The sequence below is a fragment of the Chitinophaga sp. Cy-1792 genome, from assembly GCF_011752935.1.
In the GTDB taxonomy this organism is placed as follows: domain Bacteria; phylum Bacteroidota; class Bacteroidia; order Chitinophagales; family Chitinophagaceae; genus Chitinophaga.
Window position 1 is genome coordinate 2,450,930 of the sequence record NZ_VWWO01000002.1, and the last position, 12,890, is coordinate 2,463,819.

The window sequence follows — 12,890 nt, forward strand, 5'->3', positions numbered from 1 at the left end:
ACCATCATCAGACCGACATTAATATCCATTACAAAAAGTAAAGCAATGAAACCACTAACCAAATATATCAGCTACATCGTTTTACCTGCAATGCTGGTTTTCTCAACCGCATGCAATAAAAAGCTGGATGTAAAACCAGGGTCACAGATATCACCGGAACAGATCCAGACAGAAGATGACGTAACAGCCATTATGCTAAGTGCATACAGTTCCCTGCAAGACGCCAGCGCCTTCGGAGAACGATACATCTTCCTTTCTGATCTCTTCGCGGATGCCGGTTTTATTGAGTACCAGGGCACTTTCCTGAATTATTCGCAGGTAAATACCAGGCAGATACAGAAAAGCGGTAGTATCCCCAGTGATGTATGGGCAAGAGGATATGTAACCATCAATACAGCCAACATTGTGCTGGCCAATCTCGATAAGGTAAGTGACGCCAACAAGGCTACGCTGTCGGCAGAAGCCAAATTCGTAAGAGCGATCACCTATTTCGAATTAGCCGGTTTTTACGGGCTTCCGTATTCTGCCGGCAATACAGACAATAACCCTACCGTACCTATTGTGTCCACCGCTGTGATAGATCCTGCCAACCTGCCTGCCAGCAAGCAACCCAGGGCCAGTGTTACCAATATCTACAAGCAAATCATTGCCGACTTACAGGAAGCTGCAGCTAATCTCCCCGATGAATATTCTGAAAAGAAAAATAAAAGCAGGGCAACCAAATACGCCGCATACGCTTTCCTGGCAAAGGTTTACCTGGCGCAGCACAATTATCCGGAAGCTGCAAAAGCTGCCGATGCCGTGATTGAGTCAGGATACTATACCCTGGCATCCTCCTTTGATGCAGAATTTAACAATAGTGCGCTCTCTTCAGAAGATATCTTCGCGATACTCCAAACCAGCCAGAGTAATGCAGGTACTGCCAACAATGGATTAGTCACCTTTTACGGACTGGACCAGCGCAATGATGTTAACATTTCGCCTGCCCAGCTAGCCCAGTACGGCCCCGGTGATCAGCGTGGGAAATTCTACAGCTACAGCAGCGACAGCTCCAATATCACCACCAACAAATGGAGAGACCTCTATGGTACTATTCCCGTTAGCCGGCTTGCTGAAATGTACCTCACACGTGCAGAGGCAAATCTGCGTGCAGGTACGGCCGTAGGTGATGATCCGCTCAATGATGTCAACCTTGTACGAAGCCGTTCCAAAGCCACCCTACTGAATAGTGTTACCGCCGATGACGTGGTACAGGAAAGAAGGTTGGAGCTTGCCTTCGAAGGAGATAACTACTGGATAGTAAAGCGCCTGCAACTGAATGTCGGCAACCTCAAATACAATGATAATATGCTGGTATTCCCGATCCCGCAAAGGGAAATGGACGTAAACTCCTCGCTGGTGCAGAACCCGGGTTACTGATCACAGGTAGCGCCCAAATGAAATAATAATTACAACAACTATACAAACAGGAAAGGTTATCACTATCTGCCAGTGATAACCTTTCTTACTTGTATCATATTGATTATTAATTATTTATAAGACATTTTCTCATTTGATTTTTATTTTAACATTATTGTCTAACAAAAATGAATATTTAATACAATCTTTGTCTTTTTTAGAAAGAAGTGTTAATCATAAAAATCAAATATTCCCGTGGGCTTAATAATAAAATCACTGGGCTATATACATGCAGATAATGCGGTGCTGTTCCATGACCTGAACTTTATCTTAAATGACGGGGAAAAGGCCGCGCTGGTCGGGATAAATGGTGCCGGAAAATCGACATTACTACGGCTGGCCGCAGGGAAACAGGAATTGACATCGGGAACGATCATCACTTCAACGCCACCATGGTATGTGCCTCAGCATCTGGGAGAGTTTGACACCTGGACAGTTGCGCAGGCACTGGGCATCAGCAAAAAGCTGGAAGCACTCCATGCCATACTTAGCGGGGATACTACGCTGGAGCATTTCACACAGCTGGATGAAGACTGGGAAATAGAAAACAAGGTACGGCAGGTCCTCGAAAAATGGGAGCTGGCAGACATTCACGAAACCCGTACATTAGGAAGCCTGAGTGGTGGCCAGCAAACAAAAGTTTTCCTTGCCGCCATGGACATGAACAGCCCTCACCTGGTTTTGTTCGATGAGCCTTCCAATCACCTGGACAGCAGAACCAGGGCAAAGCTTTATGCGCTGATACAACAAAGTAAATCCACTATGCTGATAGTGAGCCACGACAGAACGTTGCTGAACCTGATGAACAAAACAGCAGAACTCAGTGAAAAGGGAATGGAAGTATTCGGAGGAAATTTCGATTTTTATCAGCAGAAAAAGATGGCAAAGGTAGCTGCCTTGCAGGCCCGCTTAGTTGAGCAGACAAAGGCCCTGAAAGCCTCTGAAAGCAAAGCCGGTGATATGGCAGCACACAGATATCAGCAGGAATCAAGGTCGGCAGGCATGAGTGGTTCCATACCAAGGATTATCGCAGGCGGTTTAAAAAATAAAGCCGAACGTAGTACCGCCAGGATGCTGCACACGCACGAAGAGAAAATCGTGCAGTTGCAACAAAGCATAGCTACCATCAGGGAACAGATTCAGACATATGAAACCCTGAAAATCGATATTCAGTCGCCACAGATTGATAGGGAAACAATGCTGATTGACATGGAAGCCATCAACTTCAGGTATCGTGATAAGTTATTATGGAACAGCCTCAGCTTCCGGATTAAACCGGGCGACAGAGTACAGATCAGCGGTGAGAATGGCAGCGGCAAAACGACCTTGCTGAAAATTATCACCAGGGCACTGCAACCTTCCGCAGGCAAGTATACCAGTACAGCCTTCTCCTACTATTACCTGGACCAGCACTACTCGATGATCCATCCGGAACTGACTGTTTACGAGCAGGTGCAGGAACATAACAGACGTGGCTTATTCGAAGAGAATATACAGGAATTATTATTGTACCTGCAGTTTACACCAGCAGATTTTGATAAAAAATGTAACAGGTTAAGTGGTGGAGAACGAATGAAATTATCGCTATGCTGCCTGCTGGTAAATACGTTGGTTCCTGACCTTTTAATCCTCGATGAACCTACCAACAACCTGGATATCCCCAGCCTGGAAGTACTTACATTAGCGGTAAAAAATTATGCTGGTACACTTTTAGTAATTTCGCACGATGATTACTTTATCAGGGAAATCGGAATTGACTATAGCATTCATTTAACTTAACAGGCATGCCATTAAAAAATACAGGCACAGAGCAGCATATTAAAGACACCGCAAAGCGGGTGCTGTTTGCAGAAGGAAAACTCCATGCTACTACGCAGGAAATTGCTGATGCCGCCGGCGTCAACAGAACGGCGCTGCATTACTATTTCCGGTCCAGGGACCTCCTGATTGCAGCCATTTTCCAGGATGCCATGCAGGACCTGAGCCAGCGCCTCGCCAGCTGCATGACTGCCGAACTTCCCTTCAAGGCCAAAACAGAAAATATAATAGCCGTATTCCTGAAAGATATGATGGCCTTCCCCTACCAGGAGACATTTTTAGTCACAGAGATCAACACCCTGGGCAAGCAACTGATGGGCAATATATCATCCGCTCCGGTAAAGCTATATCTGAAAGAAGCAGCAGCTGAAATGGAGAAAGGAAAAATCAGGAAAATGAATCCGGTACATTTCCTGATGAACCTGTTTTCATTACTCTCCTATCCATTAATAATGGCGCCGCTCTATAAAAAGCTGTTTCAGGTATCGGAGAAAGAATTCAGGGAGTTAGTGGAGGAGCGCAGCGGTATTATTATGGGGTTGCTGTTTAAGCAAGGATAGTAGTGAGGGTTGCCCTTTACAGCGCAACCCTCCGATCAGGTTAGATTATGCACAGGCGTGACCCAGACATACAGTAGCACAGATAGTGTAGCATACGGTATTTTGGGTATCACGGCCAGCGCCTCCGACGATTTTGCCCGGTTGCTTAACCATTGAAGCAACGATCATTTTTTCCAGCATCAGTTTTTTCTCGAGGTGTACTTGTTTCTTTTTCATACGTGAAAATTAAGGTGAATACCTAAGTTAGGTATTGTCACTGCATCATATCAGCAATAAACAGAATAATATTTTCAAACAACCTTCATGCATTTTATTGTTTTGCAGGCATTACTTTTCTTGCAAAAATTACAGGAACCAAAAAATGAGTACATATTCATTTCCTGGAATGAATTGGATCCTTCTACATCGCTGGATAATTTCCTGGAAAAATATTCAATCTTCTATTTCTTATAATCTATTATGTCTGCCATTTAAAAACATACTCATCAAACCCTATACAAGCCGATACTGATTAGATTGCTCAATAAGGACAAATGAGTGTCTTCAATTGAAAACCTGTTAAGTACAAGAGATTTAAAACTATCAAGATTAATAAAAAATTTGTTTGGATAACTGAATTGATTAGTTTGCTGTCAGCTTAATATCCCAAAATGTCTGGGAATTAGCACTCGTTAACCAAATGATATTTCATTTACATTGTTTAATATTTAAGTCTGTTATGCTCGAATTGTTATCCCGACTATGGAGTAAAGAGATTGTAAAAACAAATCCCAGCTTCACCAGGAAAATAAACATTCTTACACCTAGCTCGTGATGATGGACCTTAATCATCGCTAGCTTATATTCCCATACTATCAATATTCCGGTAATAGCTGGAATAACAAACTGTATACATGGCAAAAGTCCATGTATATAGGGAACGCTTTGTGTGATTTCATGGCATCACATTAAAATCAGCCATGGCGCTGAACATTCACTCCAAGGCGATAGAAAGGAGAGAACAAAAAATAAAATCCAAGAACATGCAAGAAGTGAAAAAATTATCACTGTCTGAACTCAAGGCAAAAGTAGCAAACGAAAACATCGTTGCTAACATTGAAGCTATTAATGGTGGTGCAGAAGAAAACTGCCATAATGGAAAGAAAAGCATTGGAGAAATGCTCCAACTGCTGATGAGCGAATGTCACCTGTAATCACGAAATGATTTCTGTACTGAAAGAAATCATTTGAAATGCTTTCCAACAAAGCTCACCAAGAGCCCACCTGTATCACGGTGGGTTCTTTTTTAGGAAGAAGTACTGTTCCACAATAACTAAAAATATATTTAGTGATGAAACTACTTGCATTTGAAATAGAGAATAGGATATTGGATAACAATCTGGTTGAATATACCAATACGATAAAAACACTGCTCTTTCAGGCTGATGAAGCGATCTTTGACTTAATCGATATTGACGACGATAAAATATTTCTTGAACCAACATTATTTTTCTATTTTTCAGAAAAAAAGGCGCCCATACATAATACTCCTTTAATGCAGTTACTCTGGGGATATATCACAAATGAAAAAAAACCAGGCATAATTGAGGTACGGAGTGATGTTAATGGTTTTATTAATTTACCTAATTATGGATATTTTAAATATAAACCAGCGTCAACACTTCAACTTTTATGGGATGGAGAAACAGTTCATTTCATGGAAGACAATGTTCATGTTAATCCAGTGTTCATCTCTGATATATATGTTAATGGATCTTCCATACGGGTTTGTCAGCATGTGCCTGAATGGCTTTGGAAAGATGATCCCGCAAAATTTATTGAACCAATACCAGCTACTATCACAGGATTTCTTCCGGCATTAAATAGTGCATGGAGTTTAATGAAAAAAATAGTACCTGAATATTGTAGCTATATTGAAAAAACCAATAGGGAAATTGCCTTAATTAATTGTTACAACAAGTTCTCACTGGCAGCATTTGGCTATTTTGGAACAGCTTTCCTAAATGTTCAGAATGAGCCGCACGACGAGGTTTTTTTCATTGACGACATAGCGCATCAATGCGGACACATACTATTTTACCCATTATCAATGCCATTTACGGAATATTTAAGTACCGATCATAGGACACCAATGAAGGAATTCACCCAGGTTGAATGGGAGGAACGGGATATTTATGGGTGTTTTCATGGTTTATTCACTTATACCACTATCTTACATTGTCTGAACGAATGCCTCGATCAAAACATTTTTACTGGGAAACAGCAACATGAGGCATTAGGCAGACTGGCATTTTATATGGATAAATTCAGAAAGGACTTAGCCAGCATGAATGACCCTCTTCTATTATCGGATAAAGGTTTTGAGTATTTTGATATGTTCAAAGCCGGATATGATAGGATGTATGAAAAATATAAAAGCATTATCCGCAAAATGAACTTCAGTAATCAGTATTATCTGTTTAATTATTCTTCGTTTAATACGCTTAATCCAATCAGTAAATGGACATGAAAAAGATTTATGGCGCACTCATACTTTGTTGCTTATTAACTGCGATAACATCCTGTTCAACTGCTCAGCAGAAGCAGAAGGTGAAACAGGTATCAAGAGACAGTATTATTACTAAATATCTTAAAAATGGCGCCTACCTGTTTCCTATTTATTCCCAATCCTGGAATATTTACATTGACAGTGCCTTAATGCTTCTACCACAAGACGCTTATCTGTGGCAGCAAAAAGCAATGCCTTACTTCAAGAAAATGAAGTATGATGTTGGGCTATCTTATCTGGATAGCGCTGTTAAGTATGATCTGAAACGTTACATCGACTATAGAGGATTCATTAACTGCATCTTTAAAAAAGATTACAGGTCAGCCATTAATGATTTTAATCTTTCAAAGAACGCAAATGGAGATGCAGGGGTTATGGATCATGAGTACAATTTTTACATTGGGTTATCATACCTTCAGCTGAACAAGTTTGATAGTGCCGGCTATTACTTTAATACATGCATAGAACGTCAGGAAAAATTATATGGCGATTCTTCTGTACATCACTTAGTTAATTTTTACATGGGCATTGCCTTATATGAGCAGGGAAATTATACGTCCGCAATCGAATACTTTGATAAATCACTGGTTAAGTACACTTCATTTTCTGATGCAAAATTTTACAAATCCTTGTGTATAGCAAATCTCCGAAGACATAAAGAAGCATTAAAATTGATGCTTGAAGCACAAAACGATCTGAAAAACGGTTATACTATCAATGAGGACAATGCTATTTACGAAAGATACCCTTATCAGATTAGTAATTTTTTAGTAGATAATTATATTGAGTCAGTTAACAGGATAATCAAAGTAGTTTATGAGTAAACAGTTTCCATTTTTTAAACAGTTGGACCAGATGGACTGTGGGCCTACTTGCTTGAAAATGATAACTTCTTATTATGGCAAGAATATTGACAGAGATTATCTAAGGGAGAAGGCAGCACTTAACAAAACAGGTGTGAGTATGGCAGGGATTGCCGAAGCTGCTGAAAATTTAGGTATCCAGAGCCTGGTAGTGCTTTCTGACTATGAAATGCTAGCTAATGAAATTCCGTTACCCTGCATAGCTTTTTGGCGGCAACGTCACTTTATTGTGGTATATAAAATTGACAATAAAAATGTATATGTCGCGGACCCCGCTTTTGGTCTGATTAAATACTCAAAAGAAGAATTCCTAAAAGGATGGCTCACTACACCCACCCAGGGCCGGGAAACGTCAGAAGGCGTTCTCATGGTTCTTGAACCTGGTACAGAGTTTCATGAATCAGAAGAAGAGCAACAAAAAAAGAGCAAAATTAGTTTCCTGTTCCCTTTTATTACACCCTATAGAAAGTTGATAATACAGCTTTTTATTGGATTATTCATTGGAAGTATAATTCAGCTTATTTTCCCTTTCTTAACGCAGGCTATTGTAGACATAGGCATCAATCAAAACAATCTGAACTTCATTAATCTGGTACTACTGGGACAGCTCGTACTTTTTATATCACGCACATTCACTGAAATACTTCGAAGCTGGCTTTTACTGCATATCACTACCAGGGTAAATATTTCTCTGCTGTCAAATTTTCTGAGAAAACTAATGAAACTCCCGATTGCTTATTTTGACACAAAAACCATAGGCGATCTATTGCAAAGAATACAGGACAATTCCAGAATACAAACCTTTTTATCCACTACCTCATTAAATGTACTGTTTTCATCATTCAGTATTATCATATTTGGCATCGTCTTATGCTATTACAGCATTCCGATTTTTATCATTTTAATAACAGCTATTATCGTCAACTCCTTATGGGTAGCAATATTTCTGAAAAGAAGGGCAGCACTTGATTACAAAAGATTTGATCAGGCTGCTGGAAATCAAAGCAGTACCATTCAACTCTTGAACGGTATGCAGGAGATAAAATTGAATAATTCCGAAAGAAGGAGAAGGTGGGAATGGGAACTAATTCAGGTACGTCTATTTAAGCTCTCCATGAAGAGTTTATCATTATCCCAGATGCAGGATATCGGAGGAAGTTTTGTACTGCAATTAATGAACATTTTCATAACCTTTTATGCAGCCAAACAGGTTATTTACGGCGACTTTTCATTAGGAACGATGTTATCCATTCAGTTTATTATCGGGCAGGTGAATCTTCCCATTAATAGCTTTATTGGCTTTATGCAGGCTTCCCAGGATGCCAGGATAAGTTTGGAAAGACTGGCAGAGATCCACAATAAGGAGAATGAAGTATTACCGGATGCAAACCTGTTAGAAGAATTACCCAAGAATAAGGACATCGTTTTAAAAAATGTTTGTTTCAGATATGGAGCTAATTCCTCCCCCTGGATATTGGATAATATTGATTTAATAATACCGGAAGGAAAAGTAACTGCTATTGTAGGTGCAAGCGGCAGTGGAAAGACAACGCTGCTTAAGCTCATCCTGCAATACTATACGCCTGATCAGGGAGGAATTTATGTAGGACCGCATAATCTGAACAATTTTCATAGTGACCACTGGCGAAGGAATATTGGTGTTGTGATGCAGGACGGTTACATATTTGCGGACACTATTGCAAGAAATGTAACAGAGTCCGATTCCGATGGTATTCTGAGCAGGGAACGACTACAGGGAGCTATAAAAGTTGCAAATATTGAAGGATTCATTGAGGAATTACCCAATGGATTTAAAACCAGAATAGGATCCAGTGGAATGTCGATCAGTGGCGGCCAGCGACAAAGAATACTTATTGCCAGGGCGGTATATAAAGACCCGGCATTTCTCTTATTTGATGAAGCCACCAGTTCATTGGATGCCAATAATGAAGCCATTATAATGGAAAACCTAGAAGATTTCTACAGAAACAAAACGGTTTTAATAGTGGCACACAGATTAAGCACTGTGAAAAATGCAGACCAGATAATAGTACTGGAGAAAGGCAGGATTATCGAACAAGGTGATCATCATTCACTAACACAGAAAAAAGGAGCTTACTATACACTCATTAAAAATCAGTTGGAACTAGGTCAATAATAACTTATGGAAGGAAAATCGAAAGTTTTCGAGCTGGACGGCAGCGACGAGCCAATCAGAGAAATAATGGGCAGGCCTCCCCGTTGGATTATCAGATACGGAAACACCTTTTTTTTATTTTTCTTTGTTATAATCATCGCATTATCAGCAACGATTAAATATCCCGAAACAGTGAATAGCAGCGCCGTTTTAATATCTACTAATGCCCCTAAACCAGTGGTAGTAAACATGTCTGGAAAACTGGTAAAATTATGTGTAGAAAATAATCAAAACATAAAAAAAGGAGACATCATTGGATTTGTGGAGAGCCTTGCGAATCATGCTCAGATACTAAATCTTTCCAAAACCGTAGACTCAATATCATTTTTTCTAAGAGAAAATGATTACGAAAATGTCATCTTCCAATTATCCAATACGCATATGACATTGGGTGAGCTACAGCAGTCGTACCAGGTATTTCAGCAAGCCTGCATGGAGTTTAAAGGGTATCTTTCCGATGGGTACTATCTAAAAAAGAAAAATATACTTTACAATGAACTCGGAAATTTAATTGAAGACAGGAAGAAATTAGGTGACCAAAAAAAATTGCAGGAAGAAGACCTCGCATTGACAAATAAAACATTTGCACTTAATGAAGAGCTAAAGAATGAAAAAGTTATATCCGAATTGGAATACAGAAATGAGAAAAGTAAATTAATAAATAAACAACTGGTATTACCGAAGACTTTATCTTCCATTATTAATAACGACAATTCTCAAAACGACAAGAAAAAGGAAATATTGGAGTTAGAAAATAAAATCTCCCAACAGAAGACAGTTTTTCAGTCGGCAGTTAACACATTAAAAAGTCAGCTGGATGATTGGAAGAAAAAGTATTTAATCATTTCGCCGCTGGATGGAAATATAGTATTCTCAACATTTTTGCAGGAGAATCAACAGTTGAAAGCTAACGACGTAATTGGCTATATCAATGCGGGGAATATTCAATTCTTTGTTGAAACGCATATTCCTCAATTGAATTTTGGTAAAGTGGAGACAGGACAGAACGTTATCCTAAAGTTCCAAGCCTACCCATTTCAGGAGTATGGCTTTGTGAATGGAAAGGTCGATTATATCACTCAGATTGCAACAGATAGTGGTTACCTATCAAGAATTATTTTACCCAATGGATTGACTACCATTTCAGGAAAAAAAATTATTTATAAAGATAGACTGGTAGCACAGGCGGAAATTGTAACAAAAGACCTGACGCTACTTGAACGATTTTACTATTCGATAGTAAGTAAAGCAAGTAGAAAGTAATTTCGGAACTCAGGCTGCCCAGCCTCTTAGCAATCTCCAACACTAGCACAAACGTGTTATTCTTATTTGATAATTACGCTTGTATATTTGTGTAACTAATACACTAATATTTATTCTGTAAAAGCAGCCATCACGCAGCACATTAGCAGGATAACACGCGTACACCATATGAAGCAGCATATTGCAGCCACCTTTACCTGGCTATTATTTCCTTTGTTGACCCGGGCCCAGGATAGCCTGCTACAAAAAAAAGACAGTACCCAACACTTAAAGGAAGTAGTGGTGACCTACCAGGCCGGCAAAACCACGCCAGTCACGTACCATAACGTAGATATGAAAGTGCTGGGAGAGAAAAATACCGGCCAGGAACCTTCTTTTCTGCTGTCCGAAACACCGGCCATTACCGTCTACTCCGATGCTGGCAGCCAGCAGGGATATTCGTACTACCGTTTACGTGGTATAGATCAAACCCGTATCAACACTACATTAGATGGTATGCCACTCAACGAACCGGAAGATCAGGGCGCCTACTTTTCCAACTATCCCGATATATTGAATTCTGTCAGCCGGCTTCAGATACAGCGCGGCGTAGGCACCTCCAAAAACGGAGCAGCCAGTTATGCAGGCAGTGTATTACTATCTTCGCCCGACTTAACTGATTCAGCCCGCACGACACTGGGTGTCGGGTATGGCTCCTACAACAGCTTGCGCGCCTTTGGCGCCTGGAATAGTGGTATCAAAAACCATAAAGCCCTCTATGTACGGGCCTCGCAGGTATATACCGATGGCTATAAATACCATGCCTTCAATAATTCTCAGTCTGTTTTTATCAGCGGAGGACTGTACTACGATAAAAGCACCTGGAAGATAAACATCATGGCCGGCAACCAGCGCAACGGCATGGCATGGCTGCCTGTAGCAGATTCCCTGATACAGAAAGACCCCAGAACAAACGCCAATACCCGGGATGAAAAAGATCACTTCTCCCAGGCGTTGGTGCAGCTGCAAAACAGGTGGCAGATGGGCGCACGCTCTACCCTGACTTCCAGCGTGTACTTCACGTACCTGAAAGGCGGCTACGATTTTGATGTCAATAATTTCAGCGAACTCCCCTCCGACGGCGACCTGTTTAACTATGGCTTCCGCTCCCATTTTACAGGGTTCTTCAGCAACTATACCCTCACCGGCAAGCACCTTACCTGGACCAGCGGCGTGCATGGAAATATTTACAACCGTCAGCATACGGGAACGGATACACATGCGGGAGAACTGTACCGGAACACTGGTTATAAAAACGAAATCAGTGCTTTTAGCAAAATGGAATATTACCTGCAACAATTTACCTTTTTTGCCGACCTGCAATACCGTGCTTCTTCTTTCAACTACAGCGGCAGTGTACCTTTCGAGGCCATGCACTGGCGTTTCCTGAATCCGAAAGCAGGTGTAAATTTTGCATTGAACGATCATATCAGCCTCTCTTATAGTCTGGGCCGCACAGGTCGGGAACCTACACGCAACGATATTTTCGGTGGCAACGACGATCTGCCCGCCGATAGCACCGGTAAACCCCTCCTCTACAACCACGATGCGGAATACGTTACCGATCATGAGTTGGGAATAAGAATCAATACACCACGCCTGCAATTCCAACTGAACAGCTATTACATGAATTTCAGCAATGAAATTGTGTTAAACGGGCAACTGGGACCTAATGGCCTGCTATTGACCAACAACGTTAAACGTAGTTTCAGAACAGGCCTGGAGCTGTCTGCCAGCTATCAGCTCAGCCGGGCTTTCAGCTTCAGTAACAATTCCTCCTTTAACTACAGTCGCATCAAAGAACAAACCACTACCTTCACCCCGGTGCTTACGCCCGCACTGATCATTAACCAGGAAGTAGCCTACCGGCAACAGCACTGGTTATTTGCGGTAGCCGGCAGGTACCAGAGCCAATCCTATATCGACTTTGCCAACACGGCTGCTATTGGCAACTATGTATTACTGAATGCCCGCATACAATATAGTCTTGACCGTTATATCGTGTCTTTCTATCTCAACAATATCTCCGGAACAAAATATTACAACAACGGTAGCGTCGACCCGGACGGCACCCGGAAATATTTTGTACAGGCTCCACGGAATGCATACCTTGCCATTAAATATAGCTTCTGATATTGATTGTC

10 protein-coding genes are annotated in these 12,890 nt (G+C 41.0%); 9 read left to right on the forward strand and 1 reads right to left on the reverse strand.

The features are described from left to right. Window positions 1-45: 45 nt before the first annotated feature. The 3 genes from F3J22_RS24025 (at window position 46) to F3J22_RS24035 (ending at window position 3,836) form a co-directional block, all read left to right on the forward strand. A complete protein-coding gene (locus F3J22_RS24025; RefSeq protein ID WP_167020469.1) occupies window positions 46-1,419 on the forward strand; it encodes a RagB/SusD family nutrient uptake outer membrane protein in 1,374 nt (457 codons plus the stop codon). A gap of 234 nt (window positions 1,420-1,653) precedes the next feature. After that, window positions 1,654-3,237, forward strand: a complete 1,584-nt coding sequence (locus F3J22_RS24030) for an ATP-binding cassette domain-containing protein (RefSeq protein WP_167020470.1) — start codon at window positions 1,654-1,656, stop codon at window positions 3,235-3,237. 5 nt (window positions 3,238-3,242) lie between these two features. Further along, window positions 3,243-3,836, forward strand: coding sequence for a TetR/AcrR family transcriptional regulator (locus F3J22_RS24035; protein ID WP_167020471.1), 594 nt, complete (start codon window positions 3,243-3,245; stop codon window positions 3,834-3,836). Window positions 3,837-3,881: 45 nt separating this feature from the next. Here F3J22_RS24035 and F3J22_RS24040 read toward each other — a convergent pair whose 3' ends face one another. After that, window positions 3,882-4,052: a hypothetical protein gene (locus F3J22_RS24040; RefSeq protein ID WP_167020472.1), complete on the reverse strand. Its 171-nt coding sequence runs from the start codon at window positions 4,050-4,052 to the stop codon at window positions 3,882-3,884. An 806-nt stretch (window positions 4,053-4,858) separates the two neighbouring features. Here F3J22_RS24040 and F3J22_RS24045 point away from each other — a divergent pair. From F3J22_RS24045 to F3J22_RS24070, 6 genes are all read left to right on the forward strand, one after another. Further along, entirely contained in the window at window positions 4,859-5,029 is a 171-nt protein-coding gene (locus F3J22_RS24045; protein ID WP_167020473.1) for a hypothetical protein, read from the forward strand. 137 nt (window positions 5,030-5,166) lie between these two features. Next, window positions 5,167-6,345 (forward strand): hypothetical protein, encoded by a 1,179-nt coding sequence (locus tag F3J22_RS24050; protein WP_167020474.1) that lies wholly within the window; start codon window positions 5,167-5,169, stop codon window positions 6,343-6,345. Beyond that, window positions 6,342-7,208, forward strand: a complete 867-nt coding sequence (locus tag F3J22_RS24055; RefSeq protein WP_167020475.1) for a tetratricopeptide repeat protein — start codon at window positions 6,342-6,344, stop codon at window positions 7,206-7,208. The genes F3J22_RS24050 and F3J22_RS24055 overlap by 4 nt, the downstream gene beginning before the upstream one ends. Beyond that, window positions 7,201-9,405 carry a peptidase domain-containing ABC transporter gene (locus F3J22_RS24060; RefSeq protein ID WP_167020476.1) on the forward strand — a complete coding sequence of 735 codons (2,205 nt, stop codon included), beginning with the start codon at window positions 7,201-7,203 and terminating at the stop codon, window positions 9,403-9,405. Before F3J22_RS24055 ends, F3J22_RS24060 begins: the two co-directional genes overlap by 8 nt. A 6-nt stretch (window positions 9,406-9,411) precedes the next feature. After that, window positions 9,412-10,707, forward strand: coding sequence for a hypothetical protein (locus tag F3J22_RS24065; RefSeq protein WP_167020477.1), 1,296 nt, complete (start codon window positions 9,412-9,414; stop codon window positions 10,705-10,707). A gap of 168 nt (window positions 10,708-10,875) precedes the next feature. Further along, window positions 10,876-12,879 (forward strand): TonB-dependent receptor, encoded by a 2,004-nt coding sequence (locus F3J22_RS24070; RefSeq protein ID WP_167020478.1) that lies wholly within the window; start codon window positions 10,876-10,878, stop codon window positions 12,877-12,879. Window positions 12,880-12,890 lie beyond the last annotated feature (11 nt).

What these genes read in the sequence shown, in the direction of transcription:
- F3J22_RS24060 (WP_167020476.1), top strand. Translation starts at nt 7,201, where the DNA reads ATGAGTAAACAGTTTCCATTTTTTAAACAGTTGGACCAGATGGACTGT.
- F3J22_RS24035 (WP_167020471.1), top strand. Translation starts at nt 3,243, where the DNA reads ATGCCATTAAAAAATACAGGCACAGAGCAGCATATTAAAGACACCGCA.
- F3J22_RS24040 (WP_167020472.1), bottom strand. Translation starts at nt 4,052, where the DNA reads ATGAAAAAGAAACAAGTACACCTCGAGAAAAAACTGATGCTGGAAAAA.
- F3J22_RS24070 (WP_167020478.1), top strand. Translation starts at nt 10,876, where the DNA reads ATGAAGCAGCATATTGCAGCCACCTTTACCTGGCTATTATTTCCTTTG.
- F3J22_RS24045 (WP_167020473.1), top strand. Translation starts at nt 4,859, where the DNA reads ATGCAAGAAGTGAAAAAATTATCACTGTCTGAACTCAAGGCAAAAGTA.
- F3J22_RS24050 (WP_167020474.1), top strand. Translation starts at nt 5,167, where the DNA reads ATGAAACTACTTGCATTTGAAATAGAGAATAGGATATTGGATAACAAT.
- F3J22_RS24025 (WP_167020469.1), top strand. Translation starts at nt 46, where the DNA reads ATGAAACCACTAACCAAATATATCAGCTACATCGTTTTACCTGCAATG.
- F3J22_RS24065 (WP_167020477.1), top strand. Translation starts at nt 9,412, where the DNA reads ATGGAAGGAAAATCGAAAGTTTTCGAGCTGGACGGCAGCGACGAGCCA.
- F3J22_RS24055 (WP_167020475.1), top strand. Translation starts at nt 6,342, where the DNA reads ATGAAAAAGATTTATGGCGCACTCATACTTTGTTGCTTATTAACTGCG.